The following is a 25,837-nucleotide window of genomic DNA, read 5'->3' on the forward strand; positions in this document are numbered from 1 at the left end:
ACTTGCCCACCCATCCGTGGCGAGCTGAGAAACATAAGTTCCAGAAGGGGGAACATCCCGCGCGCAAAAAAGGGAGACCCTTGCGGGTCTCCCTTGTTTGCACGGCTTGCCGCGTCCTGAAGAACGGGCTCAAACCATCACTTGGCCTGGTAGATAATACCGGGGCTGCACTGCACCATCTGGTAATGATCCGGCAAGCCATTGAGCGCCTCGGAAGCACCGAGAAACAGATAGCCTCCACGCTTGAGCGTGCCATGGATGCGCAACAGGATGTCCTTCTTCACTTCAGCCGAGAAGTAGATCAAGACGTTGCGGCAAAACACGATGTCGAACTTGCCCAGGCTGGCGTAGCTGTCCAGCAGGTTGAACGAGCGGAACTCCACCCGGCTCTTGATCGGCGCCTTGACCGCCCAGCGCCCGGCCCCCTTGGGGTCGAAATAACGCTGCAGGCGCTCCGGCGACAGACCGCGGCCCAGGGCCAGGCTGTCGTATTCGCCCGTCTTGCAGTTGGTCAGCATGGTGCCGGACAAGTCAGTGGCGACAATTTGCACCCCTGCCTTCAACTGGCCCATGTTGGTCCGCTCGAACTCGTCGATGGACATCGACAGCGAATACGGTTCCTGCCCCGACGAACACGCCGCCGACCAGATGCGCAGGCGCTGGCCAGGGCTGGCCTTGATCGCCTCGGGCAATACCTTGTTCTTGAGCACCTCGAAGGGATAAGTATCGCGAAACCATAAGGTTTCGTTAGTGGTCATGGCATCGACCACCATCTCCTTGAGCCCGCTGCGCGGTTGGCCCTGGATGCGCTGCACCAGCTCGCCCAGGGACTTGATGCCCTGCTGCTCCATCAATTTGTTGAGACGGCTTGATACCAGGTATTGCTTGTTTTCACCAAGCAATATGCCACAGGCTTTTTCCAGGAATACCCGGAACTGTTCGAAATCCAAATTACCCGTAGACAATGAAACCGCCTCTTAACTCGTGTGACCGCCAGGGAGAAAGCCCCTAGCCGTGATCTGCAGATTTGATCCGGTCGACTACCCGGGATGCCAGGTCATCAGGACGGAATTTGGCCAGGAAGTCATCGGCACCGACCTTCTTGACCATCGCCTGATTGAATACACCGGACAATGAAGTATGCAGGATGATATGCAATTTTTGCATGCGTGGGTCGTTGCGTATCTCGGCCGTGAGGGTGTAGCCGTCCATTTCCGGCATCTCGATGTCGGAAATCATCATCAGGAATTCTTCTTCCGGCTTCTTGCCTTCGTCCACCAGCTTACGCAGATAATCCAGCGCCTGGCGGCCATCATTGAGCGCCACCACTTCGACACCCACGGTCTGCAGGCAACGGGACACCTGCTTGCGCGCCACCGAGGAGTCATCCACCGTCAACACCCGCAGGGACACGGCCTTTTGCTGGGTCTGCTCATCCACGACCCCCACCGAAATCTGCTCCGACGTGGGTGCCACTTCCGCGAGGATCTTCTCGACGTCGATGATTTCCACCAACTGGTTATCGACCCGCGTCACTGCCGTGAGGTAGTGATCGCGCCCGGTGCCCTTGGGTGGTGGATGGATCTCTTCCCAGTTCATGTTGACGATGCGCTCCACCGAGCGCACCAGGAAACCCTGGGTCTTGGTGTTGTACTCGGTGATGATCACAAACGGGCTCTCACGATCCTGCAAGCCGGAAGAGCCGGTGGCCATCGCCAGGTCAAGAATAGGAATCGTCGCACCCCGGATGTTGGCCACGCCACACACCACCGGGTTGGACTTGGGCATTATGGTGAGCTTGGGACATTGCAGCACCTCCCGCACTTTAAAGACGTTAATGCCATAGAGCTGCTTGCCATCGAGACGAAACAGCAACAACTCCAGGCGATTCTGCCCTACCAGCTGTGTGCGCTGGTTCACTGAATCCATTACACCCGCCATGCCCAGACTCCTACGCTACAAAACTTACGGGTACGACGCGTACCCAACACAAAACGGCACGCGCTTTGCTATTTATTGGCCATGGACATCAAAACGACAGTTTCCCGACGCCTTCGCTCGCCACAGTACCGCAGATTGCTCTGCGCCTGGACGGCGTTGTTTGCCTTGGGTACCGGCCTTGCAGCCCGTGCCGACAACGTCACCTTGCCTGATCTACTTATCGGCGTCACTCAAGGCTTTCTTGAGTTCACTGTAGAAGATTATCTGGCAACCACACAGACACCGGGCCGTTATGAAATCCAGGTCAACCAGTTGGACCCGCGTTTGCGCATGCCCATGTGTGACAAGGAATTGACAGGCTCCCTGGAAAGCCCCGCCCAGCCCATTGGCCGCGTGACCGTGCGCGTGCGCTGCGACGGCAGTTCGCCCTGGACCGTGTTCGTGCCGGCCCAGGTCCGCCTGTATCGTGACGTGGTGACCGTCACCCGCCCGCTCAAGCGCACCGGCATCATCGGTTTTGAAGACGTGGCCCTGCGCGAACGGGACATCAGCCAGATCAGACAGGGTTACCTCACCTCCGTGGACCAGGCCGTCGGGCAAAAACTGACCCGACCAATGGTCACCGACCAGGTCATCACCCTGGTTCACCTGGAACAGGCAGAAGTGGTGCGCAAGGGCGACCATGTGGTGATATCCGCCAGCAGCGGGGGGCTGAACGTGAAAATGCCGGGGGAAGCCCTGGCCAGTGGCGGGATGAGCGAGCAGATTCGCGTGAAGAACCTCAACTCCAAACGTGTGATCAAGGCTCGGGTAACAGCCCCTGGCCAAGTGGAGGTGGCGCTATAGATCACTGGCGTGGGACGCTGGCTTTTCCTACACTGTGCGCATGATCTGGCGGTGCACAGGTTTATTGTCGATCGCGCCTAAAGTTTGTCCGGGTATGGCCGAAAACATGGCAAGCGTCCAATTACCCAGAGGTTTTTTTAACATGGTCATTGATTTCAGCCGATTGAACAGCGCCCAGGCAACGCCCGGCGGCACGCGTACCAACGCGGCCAAGGACAGCGTTGAAGCCAAGGCCCCGGCACTGCCTGCCAAGGCAGAACAGACCGCTTCGACCCAAAGTGGCGAATCGGTGCATTTGAGCAACGAGGCTCAACAGTTGCAGAAGATCACAGACTCGCTGCGCGATCAGCCGGTGGTCAATAAAGCCCGTGTGGCCGAATTGAAGCAGGCAATTGCCGATGGCAGCTATCAGATCGACAACGACCGTTTAGCCGGCAAAATCATCAAAGCCGAGCGCTAGGCCAAGGCCTGCGCCAGGCTTTTGGACGCTTAAACCCCAAGGCCAGCCATGCACGACGAAAATCTGCTGCAACTGATCAATGAAGACCTGGCTCCGGCGCAACAGTTGCTGGAGCTGCTTCAAGACGAATTCGTGGCCCTGTGCGGCCGCGACATGCGCGTGCTGGAAGACATCCTGGCACGCAAGCAATCGCTGATCATCCTGCTTGAACAACACGGCCAGAAACGCAGCCAGATCCTGCTCAGCCTGGGCCTGCCCGCTGATCACAGCGGCCTGGAACAGCTCGCCAGCCATTCATCGGTCGGTGACCAGTTGCTGGCTCAGAGCGCAGCGCTCAATCAGTTGTTGATCAGTTGCCAGGAGGCCAATGTGCTCAATGGCCAGTCGATCCAACTGCAGCAAGCCACCACCGCCAACCAGTTGCGCATCCTCCACGGTGGCGAACCTCCAGCACTGTATAACGCCCAGGGCTCCACCTCACGGCTGGTCAAGCCCAGCACCCTCAGCCAAGCCTGACGCCGGTTTATCGCGCGGCCTATCAAGGCGCGCCACATACTGGCAAAATGCCGGTTCTTGCGTGTAGTCGTATTTTGTCTGGAGATGGAAGAACCGTGTTCAACACCCTCAACGCGGAAGATGCTCCGCAGCCACCCAAGGTCCTCACCACCCCTCTGGAAATTGCCGGCACCCTGCGGCTGCTGCAAGAGAGCCACGACCCGCTGATCATCACCTTCCACGAACGCAACCAGCGCTTCCAGAGCTACCTGGTGGATGTCGACAAGGACAGCAAGACCCTGAGCCTGGACGAAATGATCCCGCCCGAAGGTGAGCGCTATCTGGAAAATGGCGAAGCATTTCGCATCGAAGGTTTCCACGAAGGCGTGCGCGTGGCCTGGGACAGCAATGGCAGCCTGACCATCGGCACAAAAGACGGCCACCGCATCTACAAGGGCAGCCTGCCTGAAGAAGTGGTCTACCATCAGCGCCGCAATGCCTTTCGTGCGGCATTGAAACTGGCGCAACTGGTGAATATCGAATTGGGCGGCGAGAAACTCAAGGCGCCTCTCAGCGGCAAGTTGCTGGACATCTCCGCCACCGGCTGCAAGCTGCGCTTTGAAGGTGATATCTCCGAGCGCCTGCAATTGGGCCAGGTCTACGACCGCTTTATCGCCGCCCTGCCCTTCGGCAGCATGACCACGGCGGTGGAGTTGCGTTACCTGCACTTTGAAGAAAGGATCAACACCACCTTTGCCGGTGTGCGCTTCCACAACATGAGCGGCCTGGTGCAGCGTCAGGTTGAGCGTTTTGTTTACCAACTGCAGCGCGAGGCGCGCCGGTTCGATAAAGACGACGATATGTAAGCGCCGAACCACAGGCACAAAAAAACGGGCAGCTCCTTGGGGAACTGCCCGTTTTTCGTTTCAGGGACGGGCCCGGCTCAGGTCATGCGGGTGGTCTTCCGGGTCCGGATGCTCCGGCGGCTCGGGCTCAGGTTGTGGCTCCACTTCAGGTTCGGCTTCGGGCGCAGGTTCCGGCGCGGTGGTTTGCATCTGGTCCTGCACCACTTGCTCATCCACACGCGGATCGAGGGCAGCCACCAGGGGCGAGCTGGACATGCTGTCGGGCATCGCCACGTGATGCAGCGGCGCATCGTCCACCTGATGCAGATTGGTCACCGCCTTGGGACGGATGCGCCAGACCAGGATCAAGGCGCACAAGCTGAAGAACGCATACAGCATCTGGTTGCCGAACAGCTTCATGACCACGCCTGCCAGCAACGGCCCGACACTGGCGCCCACCCCGTAGGTCACCAGCAACATCGCCGTGAGCGAGACCCGGCGATCACCTTCGACATGGTCATTGGAAAATGCCACGGCCAGCGGATACAGGCAGAACTGCACCAGCGAGCACAGGAAGCCGGCTATAAACAGCACTTCCAACGGCACCTGAGTCATGATCGCCAGCGGCAATGCCGCCACCGCCAGGCACAGGGCGAAGCAGCGGATCAGCAGCGCACGGTCATAACGATCCGACAGCCAGCCCAACGGCCACTGCACCAGCAGGCCGGCAAAAATGCAGCTACCCATGAACAGACCGACCTGCTCGGTGCTCAACCCCTGCTGGGCCGCATACAGCGGCGCCAGACCGTAGAAGGAGCCGACGATCAGGCCGGCACCCAACACCGTACTCAGGGACTGCGGCACGCGCTTGATAAAGAAGCGTGGCTCCATGGGCGCCGGATGCAAGGGCGCCGGGTGAATACGCCGAGTCATGGCCACCGGCACCAGGCACAGGGCGAAACACAGCGCCACCAACATCAGCAGCTCCAGCCCCAATTGGGGGTGCATGACCAGAATCAGCTGGCCCAGCACCAGGCCCAGGTAGGAGGCGATCATATAACCGCTGAACACCACGCCCCGCTGCTTGGCGTCGGCCTGCTCGTTGAGCCAGCTCTCGATGACCATGTACTGGCACATCATGCCGAGGCCGACGATTATCCGCAGCACGATCCAGGCCGGCAGCCAATCCACCAGGCCATGGCCCAACACCGCCGCACCGACGATCCCGGCACACGTGGCATAGGCCCGGATATGCCCGACCCGGGCGATCAGGCGATGCCCGATCTTGCCCCCCAGCACCAGGCCAAAATAGTTGGCCGCCATCAGCGCACCGACCCACAGGCTGTCGACGTTATCCGCCGCCAGGCGCAAGGCCAGGTAAGTACTGAGCAGGCCGGAGCCGATCAGCATCATCAAGGAGGCGAAATAAAGGGCTCGAAAAGATTTCCAGATTTGGCGCATCGGCGTTCCGAGCGGCTCCTTGCAGTGGGTGTCAGGCTATTTACACGATAGCCTGAAGACGAAGCCTCGTTAAGCCCTGGCACCTAAGGCACCCGGGAATATTTTGATCCGACAAGCGGGACAACTTCGGGTTTATCGAAGCATGAAGCCTTCGATGAACTCGACACCCAACAGTTCCTTCTTCTGTGAGTTACGTGTCAGACGCACTCAGACCGGGGGCAAGGTACAAGGTCTGCACAATATATCGCGCCCGCCAGCCAGACGGCACTGGCCAAACGGCTAACGAGGCCCTGCTCCTGGAAAAAACCCGAGCGTCAGCGGCTGGCTGCGTCAACCCCTTGGCCAGTCTGGAGCCTGCCGTAAAGCGGCAAGGACTGTTTGCTATCAGCCGGATATGTTCGAAGGGTGATCGGTGGCGCTGAGTTCGACGCTATCGCGATACTCCGGCACCGAGACCGACCAGCCCAGCTCCAGGCTGATACGTCGGCGCAGCACATCCGAGGCATTGGGTTCGCCGTGCACCACATAGGTGTGTTTCGGTGGCTGCTTGAACCCGCGAAGCCATTGCATGATTTCATCGGCATCCGCATGTGCCGACAGGGACTGCATCGGCACCACCTCGGCCCTGATGGGCACCTCCTTGCCATGAATACGCACGGAAGGAGCCCCCGCGACAATTTGCGCGCCGCGGGTACCGCCCGCCTGGAAGCCGGGAACCAGCAGCGTATTGATCGGGTTGGGGGCCAACGCCTTGAGGTGGTGGATCACCCGCCCCCCGGTAGCCATGCCGCTGGCAGCGATAATCACCGCCGGCGTGCGCTGCTGGTCCAGGCGGATCGAATCTTCGGTGGTGCGCACAAACTTCACGACGTGGCACATGCCTTCGCACTCCTGCGCGGTCAAACGGTGTTCGCTGCGAAAACGCTGGTACAACGTGGTGACGTCGGTGGCCATGGGGCTATTGAGATAGATCGGCACATCGGGAATCAAGTGTTGCTGCTTGAGCCGATACAAGTGGTACATCAGCAACTGCGCCCGACCGACGGCGAAGGAAGGTACCAGGGTAATGCCATGGCGCAGCGCGGTGCGGGTGATGACGTCGGCCAATTGCTCCTCTGGCAGCTCGGCCGGGTGCTTGCGGTCACCGTAGGTCGACTCCACCAACAGGTAGTCCGCCTGCTCGATGGTCTCCGGAGCGAACATCAGGGGGTCGTCGGGTCGCCCCAAGTCTCCCGAGCACACAAGCGTAACGCCATCGGCGACCACCTCGACCGTGGCCGCGCCCAATATATGCCCGGCGCCGCGCAGTTGGAGGGTCATGCCGGTGACGATCTCAATCCTGTTATGCAGCTCGATCGGCCGTAACAGCTTCAGCGCTCGCTCGGCGTCCTGTTCGGTATACAGCGGCGCCGCCGGGCTGTGCTTGGAAAAGCCATGCCGATTGGCAAACTCAGCCTCTTCTTCCTGGAGGCGACCACTGTCTAGCAGCAGGATCTTCAGCAGGTCACAGGTCGCAGGCGTGGCATAGACCGGCCCGCGATAGCCATTGCGCACCAGGACCGGTAGATAGCCACTGTGATCCAGGTGGGCATGGGTAAGCACAATCGCATCGAGTTCACCGATCGGAAACGGCAGCGCATCCCAATTGTGCAGCCGCAGCTGTTTATAGCCCTGGAAAAGGCCGCAGTCGATCAGGACATGATGGTCGTGGTGCTGCAGCAGGTACTTACTGCCGGTGACCGTGCCCGCAGCACCGAGAAATGTCATATGCATAGCCGTCTCCATGAATACTCAAGGGAAGTGCCATTGATCGCTCTTAATGACGCAGGTGCAGTTGATTTCAATCAACTGCCTGGGTGACGGGCCGCCAATTCCGTAAATGGCTGATCCGCCCAGGGCCGCCGCGTAATCCACCTCAGTCATCCGAAAATCAAGGATGCCAACACAAGTAGCTGATCCAGATCAGCGCCCAAAGCCCTCAACGACGTAGAAAGGAAGCACCGCGAGATTTATCTGCGCGCGCCGGCCTTTCACATCAGATGGAGGTTCACCCATGCTCACCTTCAAAGACCACAATGATCGGGCGGCGGCAGTTTATGCCACCGTCACCGCAGAACACTGGATCGAAGCGCTCAGGGACGGTCGCCACGTACTGATACGGCCGCTCGAGGACAAGGATCGCGAGCGTGAGTATGCGTTTATCAAACGCTTGTCCCCCGAATCGAGACATATGCGCTTCCTGGCGCAGATCAACGAGCCCAGTGACAGCCTGCTCAATACGTTGATGGACACCGATAACCAACATCGAGTGGCCTATATCGCGCTGGCGCACGAAAACGGTCATCTGATCGAGATCGGCATCAGCCGTTACGCCGCTACTGGCAAGGATGACTGTGAGTGCGCAGTAACAGTAGCCGATGAATGGGCGCACCTGGGCCTGGGCACTCTACTGATGAAACATTTGCTCAACGCCGCCAGCAAGAATGGCTACCGCCGGATGTATTCGGTGGATGCCGCGAGCAATATCCCCATGCGTAACCTGGTCAGAGCCCTGGGCTTCGAGTCATGCATTGATCCCCGTGACCCCCACCAAGTGATCCATAGCCGTCACCTGTAGAGCTACGGCCCCGCGCTGCTGCGCTCAACGCTCCAGCGCGGGGCCGTGGCCTGCTCAGGATTGCAATACCCGCCCGGGCTTGATTGCCAGCACACTGCAGGGCGCCCGCTGCAGGAGTTGTTCAGCGGTGGTCCCGAGCAACTTGTTCAACCCCTTGTGCTGAACCGTGCCCATCACAATGATGTCCGTGCGATGCTCGGCAGCGAACTCACAAATACTCAACACCGGGTTGCCCTCGATGAAGTGGCGATACTCTGGCGGTACACCATGGCGTTCAGCCATGGCGGCAAACACTTCCCGCTGAGTCGTGCCCAGCGCCTCATAAATCCCAGTGGCCAGGGGCAAGGCACCAAAGCCCATGTCCTGGACGTAGATCGCCGCCCAGTCATACACATGCATCAACTCAAGGTGGGCATCGCACTCGTTGGCCAGCTTTACCGCTGCGTTGATGATCTGGTCGTTGAACACATTGTCCTGCTCCTCATTGCGCAGCACATCGACGATGGCCAGGATATTGCGCGGCCGAGGGTTGAGCGCGTTGGTCACCAAATGCACAGGTACCGGACAATCGCGCAGTAACTGCCAGTCCAGGGGTGCGAAAAAGATCCGCTGCAAGGCTGATTCTTCCTGCGCATCCTTGATGATCAACGCCAGTGGCATCTCACTGACAAAGTGCAGGATTTCTTCGTAAGGGTGTTGCACCCACACCACTTCGCTGGTGACCTGCACCCCGTGTTGGCTGATCAACCCCGCCTGCTCCGTGAGCCACTGCCTGTGGTTTTGCAAATAACCGTCACGGGCCCGGTTCATTTGCTCAGGGGCGAACAGGCCGGCCACCGCCAAGGCCTGCAAGTAGTCAAATGCGACAATGTGCAAAGGCATTTGCATCGCCTTGGCCAACGCGCCGGCCCGCTCGAACGCGGGTGTACGGGTCAGGGTTGAGGGGGCAATTAACAGTAAACGCTGAGCCTGCGACATGGGACACCTCGGCACGTGGCCTTTTGGTTGCTGACACCTATAGAGTGAACGCACCCGACTCAGCCAACTTGATCTTCATCAGGTACCAGGTTGAATGTGTTTCAAAGAAGCAAGATCCCGGCCCACATGGCCAGCGTCAGCAAGACCTGGCCCGGGATAACGTAAGCGGCGAACCGTCGCCCGCCGCTGATCCACGCCACCAGGCATTTGCTCAGCGTGTTACTGCTGACTGCAATCAGTATAGGAATAGTGGTGGCGCTAAGTGGCAACTGACCGGACTTGGCCAATGTCGAAATTGATGCTGTCGAGGAATGGGCATCGGCGAGGCCGGACAGGGTCGCCGTGAGCATGACTCCGATTTCACCGAAGTGATTGAGCATCACCGACGACAGGAAAGTGATGCCGGTCATGGTCAATGAGACCACCAGCGCCAGCTTGAGATTGAACGCGCCGCCGACCTTGATCGGTTGCCCCACGTCATTCGCAGGCCGGGGAAACATCAAGCACAGTCCATACAGCGCTGTAGCAGCGGCGCCGCACAACAGCGGTCCCCAGATATGACGTAACAGACTGCTGTCGACCGCCCCCATGATCAGCCCGACTTGGGTGACCGTCGCCAGGTTGGAGAAGATCGCGGCGGCACTCAAGACCTTGATGTTCTCCGGCTCCCTGGCGGCGATATTCCCCATGGTGGCAATGGTCACGGTGCTGGAGGCAAATCCCGAAGCAATGGCACTGATTGCATACCCATACCGGGTGCCCAGGGTGCGCACAGCAATATGCCCCACCGCCCCCACTACCATGAGCAATACCGTGAGCGTGCAAATGGTGCGCAGGTTGATCGCGGCGTAGGCGCCGATAAAGCGGTCAGGGACCAGCGGCAGCACCACCAGCGCGGCAGTCGCCAGTACCAGGCCGTCGCGCACTTCCACATCAGTCAGTTGGTTACGGGCAAAGTAGTGCAGCTTCTGTCGATAGGTCAGCAGGCCCGCCATCACCACGGCGATGGCGATGGCCAGTTCGGGCGATGTACTGCACATCGCCCCCAGCAGCAAAACCGTGATCAATGCCACTTCACTGGTGACGCCCGGGTCATCGCTCAGGCTGCGCCAGTACGCCACGGTGACCAGCAACCCAAGGGTTATCGCCACGATCCCGACCAGCAGACCGGCGCCGACCTGCATCGCCACATAACCCAACAGCGCGGTGATCGCAAACGTGCGCAGTCCTGCACAGGCGCGGCCTTGTCCCTGCCCTTTGTGCCGCTCGCGCTCCAGCCCAATGAGCATACCGATCCCCAGTGCGGTTGCCGCGCCTGCCATGCCGAGGGTTTCATTCATGGTTTTGTCATCGATGCTGGCCTTGTCTTGCGACCCACTCGTGACTCCACGAGGTCGGCCGAACCGTTGCAACCATGTCGCTGGGCTATCGAGCTGCGTGGGCCGCTCGCCGGACAGGGGGCGGATCGACATTGATCGGCCAGGCATGCGGCGCGTCTATACGCGTCCGGAGTCGCCTGACGAATGCCTGCGCACCTTCCAGGGTTTTGAACTCCACTGCGACACCTTCCATGTGCACAACCCAGCATGCGGTTGCCTGCTCCTGCGTGATATCAATTAGCATTGACGACCTCCAGACCCCCTCTAACCCCATCTTCACGGCGTAATCGCGACCTTCATCACACCATCCTGCTGGTGAGCAAACAGCTCATAGGCCGCTTCAATGTCGTCGAGCTTGAAACGATGGGTTACCAGGGGTGACAGGTCCACACCGCCGCTGTTAACCACCGCCATCAGCCGGCGCATACGCTCTTTGCCGCCGGGGCACAGGGTCGTGACAATACTGTAGTCCCCGAGCCCGGCGGCGAAGGCATCCAGGGGTATGCGCAAGTCACTGGAATAAACGCCGAGACTGGATAACCGACCACCGGGGCGCAAGACCCGCAAAGCGGACTCGAACGTGCCTTGCGTGCCCAATGCCTCGATGGACACATCCACCCCACGCCCATCGGTCAAGGCCATGATTTGCTCGACGACATTACCGTCCTTGAAGTTGACCACATGGGTGGCCCCCAGGCGCCGCGCAACACTCATCCGCGCAGGCACGGCATCGACGCCAATGATGGTAGTCGCGCCCTTGAGACGCGCGCCGGCCACTGCACAGAGGCCGATTGGCCCGAGGGCGAACACCGCAACGGTATCGCCGATGCTGACCTCGGCGCGCTCTGCCCCGGAAAAACCGGTGGACATAATGTCCGGGCACATCAACACCTGCTCATCGCTGAGGCCGTCCGGAATCGGGCATAAATTGGCGGTGGCGTCTGGCACCAGCACGTACTCCGCCTGGCAACCGTCAATACTATTGCCGAACTTCCAGCCACCCGTGGCGCGAAAACCGTGGCGGGTGTCCGGGCCATCCTGCGAAGCACAGCCACAGAGGCAAGCGTAACTTTGCCCGCTGGGAGTGATGGCACCGGCAATGACCCGCTGCCCTTCGACAAAGCCGCGCACCTGCGAGCCCAACTGCTCAATGACCCCTACGGGCTCATGCCCCACCGTCAGCCCTTTGGCCACCGGATACTCACCGCGCAAGATGTGCACGTCGGTACCGCAGAGGGTCGTCGTGGTAATCCGGATCAAAGCATCCAGAGGCCCCACAGTGGGGATGGGTTTGTCTTCCAGGACGATCCGGTTCTTTTCAACGAAAACAGCCGCTTTCATGGTCGCCATGGTGATCCTCCGCCACTGTGGGTGCGCCAGGTTCGGCACGCCTATAAGACTGCGCCGAGGAAACACTGGAAAGATTGATAATGGTCAACAATTTCGTCGCTGACCGACCGCACGTCGGGTTGCCACCCGATTGCCCCCTGGGTTTGACAAAGATCAACCCGACCTCCCGCAGTCCGCCACACTCTAATTGCGAGGTTTCAGGTTCCAATGGCTGCGCGGCGATTGGGGCGGGCACCTGCGCATTTACCTACGGGAGAGATGTCATGTCTGATCAATCACGCTTCATGTTGGTCGTCCCACCCTTGATGGAGAACAGCCCCGCTTTTGATCGAGCCGCCGCCCTGGCCAAGGCTGCGGATGCGGCATTGCACATCGTGGCATTTGACTATCTCGAGGGGCTGGCAACGGCCGGGCTGGTCAACGAGCAAGCGCTGGAGCAAATGCGCATCGGCTATGTCGAACGCCATCGCCAATGGTTGGAAGACCAGGCCCGCCCGTTGCGCAGAATCGGGGTGCATGTCACCACTGAAGTGGTCTGGGTGAACGACCCCTTGCAGGAAATCCTCATCCACCTCAAAGAACAACCCATGGCGGTGTTGATCAAGGCGCTGGAGCATGAATCGCTGCTTTCACGCCTGATGTTTACGCCACTGGATGTCCACCTGTTGCGCGAATGCCCGGTACCCTTGCATTTCGTCAGCCATATGCACCACGCCCTGCCCCGCAAGATCATCGCTGCAGTAGACCCTTTTCATCGCGACGGGCAATACAAAGATTTCAACGACACCATTGTGCAAGAGGCCGCGAAACTAGCGAGCATCTGTCACGCAGAACTAGACGTCATTTATGCCCACGACCTTTCAGCTATCAGTGCCGATGAATTCGGTTTCGAAAATGGCGCAAGCTTCTTCTCCTCCAGCAAAGCCCGGACACTGTTTGATGCCCAGGCCGATGCCTTCCACGAACTGGCGGAGCGCAACGGTATTCCACCGGAGCGCCAGCACATGATCATGGGCAACCCCGCCAAGGTGCTTGCCAGCTACGCGAGTGCCTATGAGACCGATGTGATTGTGATGGGCCGAATAGGCCATCGGGCCATGGAGCGATTAATCGGCAGCACTGTGGAACACCTGCTGTACAAGATGCCCTGCAGCGCTTGGGTGATTTCTCCGCAGGAGTTGCTTTGAAGGCAGGGTGGGATGTGGGGCTGGCGGGGCTGGGCGGGAGAGAAAAATGGGGGCCCCGCCCTAGCGCTCGGCCTGGACGTTCGGGAAGTGGAGATAAGCCCCTAATCTTAATGGCGTCAGGCAATCGCCATGCTACTCAACGTCTGTAGCCTTGAAGTCATCACTTGGAAATGATGCTCCAACATTCCAACAAAGTTCCGACGAAGGGTCAGTTTTCAATCAGCCCGACAGTCGAGGCAGGCTGCACCAGCCAGTTAACCCAATCGAGGTGACAAAGCGCAGAACGAATCCTGAGCCGGGGAGGATGTGCTTTGAAATGCCTTGCGCATGTCTTTCACTGGCCCGGCTATAGCCCAAACCGAGGGTGAAGTGCGAGAAAAGCTCAAACCCGGCTAAATATGGTGTCCCAGGGCCGGTTCGAACGGCCAACCTTCCCCTTAGGAGGGGGATGCTCTATCCAATTGAGCTACTGGGACTAATGACAGGCGCTGGGCCAGACGGCGTTGCGACGGACGGCGTGCATGTTAACGGTCAGGGTGGGTTTTGTCATGTCGTCCGTCAGCTTTTTAGGCGTAAGCCTTTATCCCACCCAATCGGCGATAAGCCGTTGCCCACGGGCCTGCCGAGCCCATCGTGCAAAATGCATTGGCGCGAAATGCCATCATTGCATATTGCAATGAGCCATACTTTTGAGATCAACTTAAGTTATTGTTTTAAAAGGATTTAAATCAAAATAATAGCTGGCATGATGACTGCACTCTATGTACTTATAAAACTGTCCTGCACGTGAACACGGGGAAAGACCCATGAACAGCACCCTTCTGCTTCTGAACGCCGTGGCCTTGGCCGTACTGGTGACATTCCACTTCCAGGCCGGCAACGACAGCGATTCAGCGCAGATCAGCCAAACGGGCAGCTACCACGCTCAACAACGGCCTCAACTGGCCCTGATGACAGGCGATGGACAATCATCGGTGCACCTGGCACAGGGTGCACAGGCCGCCAGCTCTTCTGAACACCTGATTTTCTAAGCGAGCCCATCATGACCAAGACAGTCTGGCTATTTCTGATCCTGGCCCTTGCCACCGGTATTCTGGGACTCAACCTTCCGTCGAATGACTGGCAAGCCCTTTGCCTGGGCGCCTGTGCCCTATTCACAGTCGCGCTGGTGATCGCCATGGTCGTCGGGCGTCGCTTCAAGTTCGACCCGATCCTGCGCTGACCCTGCCTGTGACGAGAGATTGATACCGTCTCAATCCTGCTCGCCTGACCGCCCTACCTTATGTCGCCCCGGCTCGCAAATCGGCCATTTGCCACTAGTCTTAAAATTAAGGGCAAAAGGCCACATTGCTATAGGATATGCGCCCGAAAACCCCATCGGAGCGAGAGCCTGCGGCCCGGTTCTTGCGCAGAAAAGTTTTCCAACCAGTCCGCAAATTTGAAAATGAGTACTGGCACAAAGCCTGTAGTAAGCTCAATATTTGTCACAGAATTGACGCCAAGGAACCGGCAAAACTGAGGCATGATGCGGCCTCTTTGCAATTCGGGTTGAACATTTGTCCGCAAGCCTTGTCCTAACACACATGTTGCGGCCAATTCCAAAAACCGCTCCCCTGAACTAACCGGTTAAATATATGCGCCCATTGAAACAGGCAATTTATTCCAGCCGTACGGCTGACAAGTTCGTCGTACGTCTGCCAGACGGAATGCGGGAACGCATTGCCGAGGTGGCTCGCAATCATCATCGCAGCATGAACTCTGAAATTATCGCGCGCATGGAGCAAAGCCTTATTCAGGAAGGCGCGTTGGGTGATGAGCCGAGCATGCGTATGGACAGCCCGGAGCTGTCACTGCACGAACGCGAGCTGCTACAGCGGTTTCGCCAACTGTCCCACCGCCAGCAAAATGCGCTTGTGTCGCTGATTGCTCATGACGTTGAGGCAGCCGCAGAAGCCGAATAATCGGCAACTGAAAGCTGAAGCCAGCCTTGCGCTGGCTTTTTTTTGCCCGGGATTTTTACTTTTGTGCAGGAGCCGTCGTGCCGGCTCCCAATAGGTTCAAAGCAGGAAGATCGTCGCCAGCCCCAGGAAGATGAAGAAGCCGCCACTGTCGGTCATGGCCGTGATCATCACACTGGCCCCCATCGCAGGATCGCGCCCGAGGCGCGCCAGGGTCATGGGGATCAATACCCCCATCAGTGCCGCCAGCAATAGGTTAAGGGTCATGGCCGCGGTCATGACCACGCCCAGGGACCAACTGCCATACAGCAGGTAGGCCACCACGCCGATCACGCCACCCCATACCAGACCATTGATCAGGCCCACAGCCAGCTCCTTGCGCATCAGGCGCGAGGTGTTGCCGGTGCTTACCTGATCCAGGGCCATCGCCCGCACGATCATGGTGATGGTCTGGTTACCCGAGTTACCCCCAATACCGGCGACAATCGGCATCAGTGCCGCCAACGCCACCAGCTTTTCGATAGAGCCCTCGAACAGACCAATCACCCGCGAGGCAATGAACGCAGTGACCAGGTTGACCGCCAGCCACGCCCAACGGTTGCTCAGTGAGCGCCAGACTGACGCAAAAATATCTTCCTCTTCACGCAGACCCGCCATGTTGAGGACTTCGTTTTCGCTTTCCTCACGGATCAGGTCGACCATCTCGTCGATGGTCAAACGGCCAATCAGCTTGCCGTTCTTGTCGACCACCGGGGCCGAAATCAAGTCATAACGCTCGAATGCCTGGGCGGCATCGTAGGCGTCTTCATCAGGATGAAAGCTCACCGGGTCGCTGGCCATGACCTCAGCCACTTGTTTGTCCGGGTCGTTGACCAGCAGGCGCTTGATCGGCAGCACGCCCTTGAGGATGCCGTCGTAGTCCACCACAAACAGCTTGTCGGTATGCCCTGGCAGCTCCTTGAGACGCCGCAGGTAACGCAAGACCACTTCCAGGCTGACATCCTCTCGGATGGTGACCATTTCGAAGTCCATCAATGCGCCGACCTGTTCCTCGTCATAGGACAACGCGGAGCGCACACGCTCACGCTGTTGACCGTCGAGGGTCTCCATCAGCTCATGGACAACATCACGGGGCAGTTCAGGGGCCAGGTCGGCCAGTTCGTCAGCGTCCATCTCCTTGGCGGCGGCCAGGAGCTCGTGATCGTCCATGTCGGCGATCAGGGTTTCACGAACCGAATCGGATACCTCGAGGAGGATGTCGCCATCGCGATCCGCCTTGACCAACTGCCAAAGCGTCAGACGGTCGTCCAGCGGCAGAGCTTCAAGGATGTAGGCAACGTCGGCAGAGTGCAGGTCATCGAGCTTGCGCTGCAACTCGACGAGATTCTGCCGATGGACCAGGTTCTCGACCCGGTCTTGATGAGGGCCTTCCTGGCGATGGGTCAGATCTTCGACCACACGCTGGCGCTGCAGCAGCTCAACGACTTGAGCCAGGCGATCCTGCAGGCTTTCTTGTGTTTTCTTTACTTCTACTTCGGTCATAGGCGAACTCCACTCCCAGCAGCGGGGCACGCCGGAAGGATCAATCAGTCAATTCATGATTGGTAAAACGGGGTACTGAGTAACTACTGGGTAAGTCCATGGAGGTATTCCACAAGCCCCGGCGGGGCTGACGGGCGCAATGATACACCGCCCGGCCGTTTTAAACGTTAAAAAACTGGAAAGAACAAGCGCTTGCGCAACAAAGCTGAGTGTTGGCCGCACGCATGAAACTGCGACGACGCTGACAGAAAAGAAAACACATGGCCGAGAGAAAAACATGCAGGCCGCAGACGATTCCTACACAAGCACACCCCCACGGGAAAATAAAAACCCCAGACGGCAAAAAGCCCGCACTAGGCGGGCTTTTTGTTTGTATGGTGCACTCGACAGGATTCGAACCTGTGACCGCTCGGTTCGTAGCCGAGTACTCTATCCAGCTGAGCTACGAGTGCAGATTGTGGTTTTATACCAGATCACAACTGGTTGAAGCCAAGTTATCTGCATTGCTGCAACTAACTCTTAAATGGTGCACTCGACAGGATTCGAACCTGTGACCGCTCGGTTCGTAGCCGAGTACTCTATCCAGCTGAGCTACGAGTGCATTTGTTGCCGCGCATTATAGGCCGTTCAATCTCTATGTAAAGCTATTTTTTCGTTTAGTTTCAAGCACTTAGCGAAAAAACCAGATTGCAACGTACTAAGCAAATAATGGCGGAGAACGGGGGATTCGAACCCCCGACACCCTTTTGAGGTGTACTCCCTTAGCAGGGGAGCGCCTTCGGCCACTCGGCCAGCTCTCCGCAACACGGGGCGTATATTAACCAGCTTCATCCCCGTTTGCAAACATAAAAAACGATAAAAATTAATGGCTTGGTTCGTCGTCCTTCTCTTTCTTGATCCGCAGGTAGATTTCCTCACGGTGGACGGCCACCTCTTTGGGGGCATTGACCCCAATCCGCACTTGATTGCCTTTGACGCCGAGCACGGTCACGGTGATTTCGCCATCACCAATAATCAGGCTTTCTGCGCATCGACGAGTCAGAATCAGCATACCTTTCTCCTCACGCATTTCATTTCGGGAACAACAGTCTGCAAAAAAAGGCCCTGGGCCTATGACCAAACGGCCATGGACCTGCACGCCTTAGTATTGTCGAGCACGGGCAAAAGAACAGGCTTGCGCCCTCAGCCGACAAAAAAGAAAGGCGCGGATCAACCGCGCCTTCCTGGCAACGCGTTACTCGCCCTGTCGGGCCGGCGCGTCTAGTTCGAAAGCGGTGTGCAGTGCACGCACAGCCAGTTCCAGGTACTTCTCTTCGATCACCACCGATACCTTGATCTCCGACGTGGAGATCATCTGGATATTGATGGTTTCCTTGGCCAGGGATTCGAACATGCGGCTGGCAACACCCGCATGGGAGCGCATGCCCACACCGACGATCGAGACCTTGGCGATCTTGGTGTCGCCGACCACTTCACGAGCACCGATTTCCTTGGCAGTGTTCTGCAGGATACGTTCGGCCGCATCGTACTCGTTGCGGTGCACAGTGAAGGTGAAGTCGGTGGTGTTATCGTGCGCAACGTTCTGCACGATCATGTCGACTTCAATGTTCGCGCCGCTGATAGGCCCGAGAATCTTGAACGCCACGCCCGGGGTGTCTGGCACGCCACGGATGGTCAGCTTGGCTTCATCGCGATTAAAAGCGATGCCGGAAATGATCGGCTGTTCCATGGATTCCTCTTCATCAATAGTAATGAGGGTGCCCGGACCCTCTTTAAAGCTGTGCAATACGCGCAGCGGTACGTTGTACTTGCCGGCGAACTCCACCGCCCGGATCTGCAACACCTTGGACCCGAGGCTGGCCATTTCCAGCATCTCTTCGAAGGTGATCTTGTCCAGGCGCTGGGCCACGGACACGACGCGCGGGTCGGTGGTGTAGACGCCGTCCACATCGGTATAGATCTGGCATTCGTCAGCCTTCAAGGCTGCCGCCAGCGCCACACCGGTGGTGTCGGAACCGCCACGGCCCAGGGTCGTGATATTGCCGTGCTCGTCGACGCCCTGGAAACCGGCGACAACCACCACGCGACCGGCCTTCAGGTCACCACGAATCTTCTGGTCGTCGATCTGCAGGATGCGCGCCTTGGTATGCGCGCTGTCCGTCAGGATCCGTACCTGGGTGCCCGTGTAGGACACCGCCGGCACGCCACGCTTGTTCAGCGCCATGGCCAGCAGGGCAATGGTCACCTGCTCACCGGTGGACACGATCACATCCAGCTCACGCGCCAGCGGCGCCTGATCGCCACTGATTTGCTTGGCCAGGTCGATCAGGCGATTGGTCTCGCCGCTCATGGCCGACAGCACCACCACCAGGTCGTCGCCGGCATCGCGGAATTTCTTAACCTTGTCGGCGACCTGCTCGATTCTTTCGACAGAGCCGACCGAGGTGCCTCCAAATTTCTGTACGATCAAAGCCATTTCTAAGCCGCCTCAGCCCGTAAAGGAGCGCCCAATAAACAAATCTTCCAGCAGCTAAGCGAGCCCATGACTAGACCATGGGCTCATTAACAGCGCCTTAAATACCGGCCTCGACAAACGGCACGGTCAGGGCCAGGGCCGCGTCCAGGGCTCCGGCGTCTACACCACCGCCTTGTGCCATGTCCGGACGACCACCGCCCTTCCCGCCCACTGCCGCGGCGGCTTGCTTCATCAAATCACCGGCTTTGAGTTGGCCAGTCAGGTCTTTGGTTACACCGGCAACCAGTACGACCTTTTCCTCATGGACACTGCCGAGCAGGATCACTGCGCGGCCGAGCTTGTTCTTCAACTGATCGACCAAGGCCAACAGCGCCTTGCCATCTTGACCGTCCAGACGTGCAGTCAGAACCTTCACGCCCTTGATGTCCAGGGCCGAGGCCGACAAATCGTCGCCCGCGGCGCTGGCCGCCTTGGCCTGCAACTGCTCCAGCTGTTTTTCCAGCTGGCGGTTGCGCTCCAGTACGGCAGAGAGCTTGTCGATCAGGTTGTCACGGCTGCCCTTGACCAGGGTCGCCGCTTCCTTGAGTTGTTCTTCGGCCGCATTCAGGTAGGCCAGGGCCGCAGCACCGGTCACTGCCTCGATACGCCGTACACCGGAAGCCACACCGCCTTCGCTGGTGATTTTCAGCAGGCCGATGTCGCCGGTGCGCGCGGCGTGGATACCGCCACACAGCTCCACGGAGAAGCTGCCGCCCATGCTCAGCACGCGCACTTCGTCGCCGTACTTCTCGCCAAACAGCGCCATGGCGCCTTTTTTCTTGGCGGTTTCAATATCGGTTTCTTCAGTTTCTACCGGGGTGTTCTTGCGAATCTCGGCGTTGACGATATCTTCCAGTGCCTTCAATTGCTCAGGCTTGATCGCTTCAAAATGGCTGAAGTCGAAGCGCAGGCGCTGGCTGTCGACCAACGAACCCTTCTGCTGGACGTGCTCGCCCAATACCTGGCGCAGCGCGGCGTGCAGCAAGTGGGTGGCCGAATGGTTCAAGGCGGTTGCATGCCGCACCTCAGCATCAACCTGAGTTTCTACCGGAGCGCCGACCGTCAGGTTACCCAGCACCAACACACCGTGATGCAGGAAAGCACCGCCGGTCTTGGTGGTGTCGCGCACGTCGAAACGACCGGATGTCGAACGCAAGAAACCACAGTCACCGACCTGGCCGCCGGATTCGGCGTAGAACGGCGTCTGATCAAGCACCACGACCGCCTCTTCGCCTTCGCTCAAGACATCGACCGACTTGCCATCTTTATAGATAGCCACGATCTTGGCCGAGCCGACGGTAGCGTGATAGCCGGTGAACTCGGTCGCCACGTCAACCTTGACCAGGGTGTTGTAGTCCAGGCCAAAAGAGCTCGCGGAACGAGCGCGTACACGCTGGGCTTCCATCTCACGCTCGAAACCAACCTCATCGACCGTCAATTCACGCTCGCGGGCGATGTCGGCCGTCAGGTCCATCGGGAAGCCATAGGTGTCATACAGCTTGAACACCACATCACCCGGCACCACGGTACCTTTGAGCTCAGCCAGGTCCTGTTCCAGGATCTTCAGGCCGTGCTCCAGAGTCTTGGAGAACTGCTCTTCTTCAGCCTTGAGCACGCGCTCGATGTTGGCTTGCTGCTGCTTGAGTTCCGGGAAGGCTTCGCCCATCTCGGCCACCAGCGCGGCAACGATTTTGTAGAAGAAGCTACCCGTGGCGCCCAACTTGTTACCGTGGCGGCAGGCACGACGGATGATGCGGCGCAGCACATAGCCACGGCCTTCGTTGGAAGGCAGCACGCCGTCGGCAATCAGGAAACCGCAAGAACGGATATGGTCCGACACCACTTTGAGCGAAGACTGGTTGTCGTTGGCGCAGCCAATGGCCGCGGCCGACGCGCTCAGCAGGTTCTTGAACAGGTCGATTTCGTAGTTGGAGTGAACGTGCTGCATCACCGCGCTGATCCGCTCCAGGCCCATACCGGTATCGACCGACGGCGCAGGCAGCGGATGCAACACGCCATCGGCGGTGCGGTTGAACTGCATGAACACGTTGTTCCAGATCTCGATGTAACGGTCACCGTCTTCTTCCGGCGAGCCCGGCGGGCCACCCCAGATGTCGGCGCCATGATCGTAGAAAATCTCGGTGCACGGGCCGCACGGGCCGGTATCGCCCATGGTCCAGAAGTTGTCGGAGGCGTAAGGCGCGCCCTTGTTGTCGCCGATGCGAATCATGCGTTCGACCGGCACACCGATCTGCTGGGTCCAGATGTCGTAGGCTTCGTCATCGGTGGCGTAGACGGTGACCCAGAGTTTTTCCTTCGGCAGCTTCAGCACGCCAGTGAGGAAGGTCCAGGCGAAGTTGATCGCGTCTTGCTTGAAATAATCGCCAAAGCTGAAGTTGCCGAGCATTTCGAAAAAGGTGTGGTGACGGGCGGTGTAGCCAACGTTCTCCAGGTCGCTGTTCTTGCCGCCGGCGCGCACGCACTTCTGGCTGCTGGTGGCGCGGGTGTAGGCGCGCTTTTCCTGGCCCAGGAAGCAGTCCTTGAACTGGTTCATCCCCGCGTTAGTGAACAGCAGGGTAGGGTCATTGCCTGGGATCAAGGAGCTGGAGGCGACACGGGTGTGACCTTGCTCTTCGAAGAAGCGAAGGAAGGCTTCACGGATTTCTGCGCTTTTCATTAGGTTCTTCCACGGAGGCTGCGGCCAAAGGCCAGTGCTAAACGTCATCAGACGGAGCGACGGCAAAGGGCCGCATTATATCGGCCCTTTGCCCGTGGTACAGCGTGTTTATACGATAGAAACAGTCAATTAGACGGTATACACGGTCATTTCCGGGAAAACTCGACAAATGTCGCCAGCACTTGCTCGATCTGCGCCCGGCTGACGTCCAGGTGCGTGACCATGCGCAGGCGCGGCGCGGTGCTCAACTTGATCCCACGGGCCTCGGCAAACGCCTTCAGGGCCTGGGCCTGCTCGCCGATCTGCACGTAGACCATATTGGTCTGCACCGGCTCCACGCTGTAGCCGGCCTTGCGCAGCTCGTCGCCCAGCCAGTGGGCATTGGCATGGTCGTCGGCCAGGCGCGCCACCTGATGGTCCAGGGCATACAGCCCGGCCGCCGCCAGCGAGCCGGCCTGGCGCATGCCGCCGCCGACCATCTTGCGCAAACGACGGGCCTTGGCGATCAACGCACTGGAGCCACACAGCACCGAGCCAACCGGCGCGCCAAGGCCCTTGGACAGGCACACCGAAACCGAATCGAAATGCTGGGTAATCTCCCGGGCATCCACGCCCAGCTTGACGGCCGCGTTGTACAGGCGCGCGCCGTCCAGGTGCAGGGCCAGGCCGTGCTCACGGGTAAATGCGCGGGCAGCGGCCAGGTAGCTGATGGGCAAGACTTTGCCCTGCATGGTGTTTTCCAGGGCCAACAGCCGGGTGCGGGCGAAGTGGAAGTCGTCCGGCTTGATCGCTTCTGCGACCTGGGCCAGGTCCAGCGAACCGTCGGCCTGGACTTCCAGGGGCTGCGGCTGGATCGAACCCAGCACCGCCGCGCCGCCGCCTTCGTATTTGTAGGTGTGGGCCTGCTGGCCGACGATGTATTCCTCGCCCCGCTCGCAGTGGGCCATCAGCGCCAACAGGTTGCTCATGGTGCCGGTAGGCACGAACAGCGCCGCAGCGAAGCCCAGGCGCTTGGCCAGTTCGGCTTCCAGCAGGTTGACGCTGGGGTCTTCACCGTAGACATCATCGCCGCTGGGGGCGTCGGCCATGGCAGCTCGCATGCCAGGGGTGGGTTGGGTCACGGTGTCACTACGAAGATCAATAACCGACATCAAATCTGCCTCTGCGAGTGGGGAATTCCCTGTTGTAACCGATTACTGCGGGCATCACCGGCAAATATCAAGCCGGCTCCTGAATGGAGCTGCCAGCAAACCTGTCGATAGTCGATATTAACAAGCACCCTATGCAGTTTTTCGAAATGTATGGTAAAAACTCTCCGCCGCCAGGGTTCTGGCGGCAACGTTCTCAGGGCGGGGTGTAATTCCCCACCGGCGGTAATTGCGCGCAATGCGCATAGCCCGCGAGCGCTTGGCGCCTCGAACTGCTCACGCAGGACGGCGGCAAGGTCAGCAGACCCGGTGTGATCCCGGGGCCGACGGTCATAGTCCGGATGAAGAGAGAACGGGATTGGCGCCTAAGGGCCGAACGCTGATGGCATGCCTGCATGCTCCAGCCGCTCGCACCCTTAAATCCCATTCGATTCATAACGCCCTGTTTTTTTCATAAACAGGAGTCAGAACATGCAACCCACCGCAATCGACAGCAAGAGCAAAAACCACCACGGTGAGCGCGTCGCGTTTATCCAGGCTTGCTGGCACAAAGATATTGTTGATCAAAGCCGTAAAGGCTTCCTCGCCGAAATGCTCGTCCAGGGCTACCAGGAGTCGGATATCGACTTCTTTGAAGTCGGCGGCGCCTTTGAAATGCCCCTGCACGCCAAGCTGCTGGCCAAGTCCGGCCGTTACGCCGGCATCGTCGCTGCCGCCCTGGTGGTGGACGGCGGGATCTATCGCCATGAGTTCGTCGCGCAATCGGTGGTCAGCGGCCTGATGCAGGTGCAGTTGGAAACCGAAGTGCCGGTGTTCTCGGTGTCCCTCACGCCGCATCATTTCCACGCGGGCAGCGAGCACCACAACTTCTTCTTTGAGCACTTTGTGCACAAGGGCAAGGAAGCCGCGCAGACCTGCGCCGACACCCTGCACAAGATCCGCGCGATCCGTCGCAATGAGCCGCGTGCTGTAGCGGTTTAAGCGACACTGCAAAGCAAATGTGGGAGCGGGCTTGCTCGCGAAGGCGGAGTGTCAGTCAATACCTGTATGACTGATCCACCGCTTTCGCGAGCAAGCCCGCTCCCACATTCGACCGAGTCAGTCTCGGGGTTCAGGCCAGGCCAACATCTGTGGTCGGCACAATCAATATCCCCGCCCGCAAGCCATTCTTGACCTTCGGATTGGGGAAGATGATGCGCGCACCCTCCTCCTCGATCACCCAGCGGGTCTTGGCGATGTCTTCGGCCAGCAGATAGCCCTTCTCCAGCTCTGAAAAGTTCTCCACGTCCGCCGGCAAATGCAGGGTGAAGGCGTCGCTGTGCTTGATAACTTCCCGCGCCACGCTGAACAACTTCAGGCCGTCCAGGCCCTCGGTGGCCGGCTCGTTACCTTCGATGATCTGCTTGAGACGGGTTTCCAGGCGCGACACATCCACCCCCTGGTTCTGCCCAAATGGCCGGGCCTTGCCCAGCTCCAGGGTGAACGACTCGGCGCCCAGTTGCTCGTAGGTAAACGCGGTGAAGGTGATGGAGGTCTTGTTCTGCAACAGCACCGCCTCCATGCCAGCCGCACGTAAACGGGCCAGTTCGGCGCGTGAGTGCTGACGGCCTTCTTTGAAGGGGTACAGGGCGAACTGTTCGATCTTCGAGCCACGGATGGCCGTGTGCAGGTCGTAGTGCAAGCGGCTACGGCCGGGCACGCTGAAGAAGGTGCGGGCCAACTGCTCAAGCTCGGCGGCACGCATGGCTTCAGGGCCGATGCTTTGTTCGTGACGGCCGTTGAACAGCCGGTTGACGTCCTGCTCGAGATAACGCTCGCCGCGGCGTATGGCCTCGGGGTTGCCGAACAGGAACAGAATACGGGTGCGAGGCTTGATCTCCCCACGGGCAATGCCATGCAACAAGCGGTCGGCCAATTCGATCGGCGCGGTTTCGTTGCCATGGATACCGGACGACAGCAGCACATCGGCGCCGTTGTCCCGGGCTTCGGGAGGCCGCACTTCAAGGGCGCCCTCACTGAGCCAGCGCATCTGCACGCCGTCGACAGTCAGTTGAATTTTTTGCGCCGGTTCACGACCGGCGAGGGTCAGTTCAAGCAGTTTGCCGAGGGCGAGCATAGAGCAGCTTCCTTAGTGGTTGCAGCCTGGGCCGTGGACGTGATCGTCGTCATCACCTTCAACGTCGGCCGGTTCCATTTCCAGTTGCAGGCTCATCAGGTTGGTCGCCAGGGGGCGCATCAGCAGGTTGGCGTATTCGGCATCACCCTCTTCCACGTCCACGCCGATCAGCAGTTGGCCACGGCCGTCGTGCTGGATCCAGATTTCCTTGCCCTGCCACACCACGGCGAGGCGGGTGCAGGAGGTTTCCAGCTGGGTGCCGTCGGTGTCTTCAAGGATCAGCTTCAGGGTATCGGTGGTCATAAATAAGTCTCAGCCGTGG

24 protein-coding genes, 4 tRNA genes and 1 riboswitch are annotated in these 25,837 nt (G+C 59.1%); of the genes, 10 read left to right on the plus strand and 18 right to left on the minus strand.

Features of this window, described 5'->3' with window-relative positions; genetic code table 11:
* Positions 1-137 precede the first annotated feature (137 nt).
* A complete protein-coding gene (gene cheR, locus HU773_RS20705; protein WP_057439687.1) occupies positions 138-965 on the minus strand; it encodes a protein-glutamate O-methyltransferase CheR in 828 nt (275 codons plus the stop codon).
* 43 nt (positions 966-1,008) lie between these two features.
* Positions 1,009-1,941, minus strand: a complete 933-nt coding sequence (locus tag HU773_RS20710) for a chemotaxis protein CheV (protein WP_057439688.1) — start codon at positions 1,939-1,941, stop codon at positions 1,009-1,011.
* Positions 1,942-2,022: 81 nt separating this feature from the next.
* Here HU773_RS20710 and flgA point away from each other — a divergent pair, with 81 nt between their 5' ends.
* From flgA to HU773_RS20730, 4 genes are all read left to right on the plus strand, one after another.
* The gene (gene flgA / locus HU773_RS20715) at positions 2,023-2,787 is read left to right on the plus strand and encodes a flagellar basal body P-ring formation chaperone FlgA (RefSeq protein ID WP_057960431.1); all 765 of its coding nucleotides are present in this window, start codon (positions 2,023-2,025) and stop codon (positions 2,785-2,787) included.
* A 142-nt stretch (positions 2,788-2,929) separates the two neighbouring features.
* Positions 2,930-3,247 carry a flagellar biosynthesis anti-sigma factor FlgM gene (gene flgM, locus HU773_RS20720; RefSeq protein WP_057960432.1) on the plus strand — a complete coding sequence of 106 codons (318 nt, stop codon included), beginning with the start codon at positions 2,930-2,932 and terminating at the stop codon, positions 3,245-3,247.
* A 48-nt stretch (positions 3,248-3,295) separates the two neighbouring features.
* Complete coding sequence (locus tag HU773_RS20725; protein WP_057439691.1) at positions 3,296-3,763, plus strand: flagella synthesis protein FlgN; 468 nt, start codon at positions 3,296-3,298, stop codon at positions 3,761-3,763.
* Between the two features lie 95 nt (positions 3,764-3,858).
* Positions 3,859-4,608, plus strand: a complete 750-nt coding sequence (locus HU773_RS20730) for a flagellar brake protein (RefSeq protein ID WP_120733932.1) — start codon at positions 3,859-3,861, stop codon at positions 4,606-4,608.
* 60 nt (positions 4,609-4,668) lie between these two features.
* Here HU773_RS20730 and HU773_RS20735 read toward each other — a convergent pair whose 3' ends face one another.
* Both HU773_RS20735 and HU773_RS20740 read right to left on the minus strand, forming a co-directional pair.
* Positions 4,669-6,048, minus strand: coding sequence for an MFS transporter (locus HU773_RS20735; RefSeq protein ID WP_057960434.1), 1,380 nt, complete (start codon positions 6,046-6,048; stop codon positions 4,669-4,671).
* A 384-nt stretch (positions 6,049-6,432) separates the two neighbouring features.
* Positions 6,433-7,821, minus strand: a complete 1,389-nt coding sequence (locus tag HU773_RS20740) for an MBL fold metallo-hydrolase RNA specificity domain-containing protein (RefSeq protein WP_169990015.1) — start codon at positions 7,819-7,821, stop codon at positions 6,433-6,435.
* Between the two features lie 280 nt (positions 7,822-8,101).
* Between HU773_RS20740 and HU773_RS20745 the strand changes: the two genes are divergently transcribed.
* Positions 8,102-8,665, plus strand: a complete 564-nt coding sequence (locus HU773_RS20745) for a GNAT family N-acetyltransferase (RefSeq protein WP_057960436.1) — start codon at positions 8,102-8,104, stop codon at positions 8,663-8,665.
* Between the two features lie 54 nt (positions 8,666-8,719).
* Here HU773_RS20745 and HU773_RS20750 read toward each other — a convergent pair whose 3' ends face one another.
* The 3 genes from HU773_RS20750 to HU773_RS20760 form a co-directional block, all read right to left on the minus strand.
* Complete coding sequence (locus HU773_RS20750; RefSeq protein WP_057960437.1) at positions 8,720-9,643, minus strand: universal stress protein; 924 nt, start codon at positions 9,641-9,643, stop codon at positions 8,720-8,722.
* Between the two features lie 101 nt (positions 9,644-9,744).
* The gene (locus HU773_RS20755; RefSeq protein ID WP_120733940.1) at positions 9,745-10,983 is read right to left on the minus strand and encodes an MgtC/SapB family protein; all 1,239 of its coding nucleotides are present in this window, start codon (positions 10,981-10,983) and stop codon (positions 9,745-9,747) included.
* Positions 10,984-11,298: 315 nt separating this feature from the next.
* Positions 11,299-12,372 carry an NAD(P)-dependent alcohol dehydrogenase gene (locus HU773_RS20760; RefSeq protein WP_057444072.1) on the minus strand — a complete coding sequence of 358 codons (1,074 nt, stop codon included), beginning with the start codon at positions 12,370-12,372 and terminating at the stop codon, positions 11,299-11,301.
* 263 nt (positions 12,373-12,635) lie between these two features.
* On the opposite strand from HU773_RS20760, the gene HU773_RS20765 reads away from it, so the two are divergent.
* Complete coding sequence (locus HU773_RS20765; protein WP_120733942.1) at positions 12,636-13,559, plus strand: universal stress protein; 924 nt, start codon at positions 12,636-12,638, stop codon at positions 13,557-13,559.
* 399 nt (positions 13,560-13,958) lie between these two features.
* Here the strand turns inward: HU773_RS20765 and HU773_RS20770 are convergent.
* Positions 13,959-14,035 (minus strand) — tRNA-Arg (locus HU773_RS20770).
* Between the two features lie 330 nt (positions 14,036-14,365).
* Between HU773_RS20770 and HU773_RS20775 the strand changes: the two genes are divergently transcribed.
* From HU773_RS20775 to HU773_RS20785, 3 genes are all read left to right on the plus strand, one after another.
* Complete coding sequence (locus tag HU773_RS20775; protein WP_057960440.1) at positions 14,366-14,590, plus strand: hypothetical protein; 225 nt, start codon at positions 14,366-14,368, stop codon at positions 14,588-14,590.
* Between the two features lie 11 nt (positions 14,591-14,601).
* Positions 14,602-14,781 (plus strand): PA3371 family protein, encoded by a 180-nt coding sequence (locus HU773_RS20780; protein WP_057960441.1) that lies wholly within the window; start codon positions 14,602-14,604, stop codon positions 14,779-14,781.
* 412 nt (positions 14,782-15,193) lie between these two features.
* On the plus strand, positions 15,194-15,520 hold the full coding sequence (locus tag HU773_RS20785) for an Arc family DNA-binding protein (protein ID WP_057439705.1): 327 nt from the start codon (positions 15,194-15,196) through the stop codon (positions 15,518-15,520).
* 96 nt (positions 15,521-15,616) lie between these two features.
* On the opposite strand, the gene mgtE is transcribed toward HU773_RS20785, so the two are convergent.
* The 8 genes from mgtE to ltaE form a co-directional block, all read right to left on the minus strand.
* The gene (mgtE, locus tag HU773_RS20790) at positions 15,617-17,059 is read right to left on the minus strand and encodes a magnesium transporter (RefSeq protein ID WP_057960442.1); all 1,443 of its coding nucleotides are present in this window, start codon (positions 17,057-17,059) and stop codon (positions 15,617-15,619) included.
* Between the two features lie 375 nt (positions 17,060-17,434).
* A tRNA-Arg gene (locus tag HU773_RS20795) sits at positions 17,435-17,511 on the minus strand.
* 72 nt (positions 17,512-17,583) lie between these two features.
* Positions 17,584-17,660, minus strand: a tRNA-Arg gene (locus HU773_RS20800).
* Positions 17,661-17,768: 108 nt separating this feature from the next.
* Positions 17,769-17,859: transfer RNA gene (locus HU773_RS20805), tRNA-Ser, on the minus strand.
* A 62-nt stretch (positions 17,860-17,921) separates the two neighbouring features.
* The gene (csrA, locus tag HU773_RS20810) at positions 17,922-18,110 is read right to left on the minus strand and encodes a carbon storage regulator CsrA (RefSeq protein ID WP_003178872.1); all 189 of its coding nucleotides are present in this window, start codon (positions 18,108-18,110) and stop codon (positions 17,922-17,924) included.
* A gap of 183 nt (positions 18,111-18,293) precedes the next feature.
* Positions 18,294-19,535 carry an aspartate kinase gene (locus HU773_RS20815; protein ID WP_057439706.1) on the minus strand — a complete coding sequence of 414 codons (1,242 nt, stop codon included), beginning with the start codon at positions 19,533-19,535 and terminating at the stop codon, positions 18,294-18,296.
* Between the two features lie 97 nt (positions 19,536-19,632).
* A complete protein-coding gene (gene alaS / locus HU773_RS20820) occupies positions 19,633-22,251 on the minus strand; it encodes an alanine--tRNA ligase (RefSeq protein WP_057960444.1) in 2,619 nt (872 codons plus the stop codon).
* Positions 22,252-22,397: 146 nt separating this feature from the next.
* Positions 22,398-23,402, minus strand: a complete 1,005-nt coding sequence (gene ltaE / locus HU773_RS20825; protein ID WP_186626023.1) for a low-specificity L-threonine aldolase — start codon at positions 23,400-23,402, stop codon at positions 22,398-22,400.
* Positions 23,403-23,587: 185 nt separating this feature from the next.
* A riboswitch (FMN riboswitch) is annotated at positions 23,588-23,757 on the plus strand.
* 113 nt (positions 23,758-23,870) lie between these two features.
* On the opposite strand from ltaE, the gene HU773_RS20830 reads away from it, so the two are divergent.
* Complete coding sequence (locus tag HU773_RS20830; protein ID WP_057960446.1) at positions 23,871-24,380, plus strand: 6,7-dimethyl-8-ribityllumazine synthase; 510 nt, start codon at positions 23,871-23,873, stop codon at positions 24,378-24,380.
* 130 nt (positions 24,381-24,510) lie between these two features.
* Here the strand turns inward: HU773_RS20830 and astE are convergent, their stop codons facing one another.
* Together astE and HU773_RS20840 are read right to left on the minus strand one after the other, a co-directional pair.
* Positions 24,511-25,515, minus strand: coding sequence for a succinylglutamate desuccinylase (gene astE, locus HU773_RS20835; protein ID WP_057960447.1), 1,005 nt, complete (start codon positions 25,513-25,515; stop codon positions 24,511-24,513).
* Between the two features lie 12 nt (positions 25,516-25,527).
* Complete coding sequence (locus HU773_RS20840; RefSeq protein ID WP_029294458.1) at positions 25,528-25,818, minus strand: hypothetical protein; 291 nt, start codon at positions 25,816-25,818, stop codon at positions 25,528-25,530.
* Positions 25,819-25,837: the final 19 nt, after the last annotated feature.

The sequence above is a fragment of the Pseudomonas shahriarae genome (assembly GCF_014268455.2).
Lineage (GTDB): Bacteria > Pseudomonadota > Gammaproteobacteria > Pseudomonadales > Pseudomonadaceae > Aquipseudomonas > Aquipseudomonas shahriarae.